The 346-nt window shown below is 78.3% G+C and carries 1 pseudogene; it reads right to left on the bottom strand.

The features are described 5' to 3' along the window. Window positions 1–346, bottom strand: a pseudogene (locus GTW08_RS03930) (hypothetical protein); the annotation flags it as partial.

The following is a 346-nucleotide window of genomic DNA, read 5'->3' as shown; positions in this document are numbered from 1 at the left end:
GGGCGTAGTCGCGGAACTGGTCCATCGAGGCGGCGGCCGGGGCGAGCAGCACGACGTCGCCGGGGCGGGCCAGGCCGGACGCGCGGCGGACCGCGGCCGGCATCGGGTCCTGCAGGTCGGAGGGCGCCATCGGACCATCGTGTCCCGGCGCGACCTCCTCGACCGGGAGGCCGGGTGCGTGTCGCGTCAGCGCCTCGACGATCGGTGTCCGGTCCGTCCCGATCACGACGATCCCCGCCAGCCGCTCGGCGTGCGCGGCGGCGAGCCTGCCGAGCTCGGCCGGGTCGACACCCTTGAGCAGCCCGCCGACCACCCAGACGGCGCGGGCACCGGGCCGCCGGGCGGC

Source organism: Pseudonocardia sp. SID8383, from assembly GCF_009864975.1.
Classification (GTDB): Bacteria; Actinomycetota; Actinomycetes; order Mycobacteriales; family Pseudonocardiaceae; genus Pseudonocardia; species Pseudonocardia alni.
The sequence above is the reverse complement of the archived record's forward strand: the minus strand, read 5'-3'. Positions and strand labels throughout refer to the sequence as shown.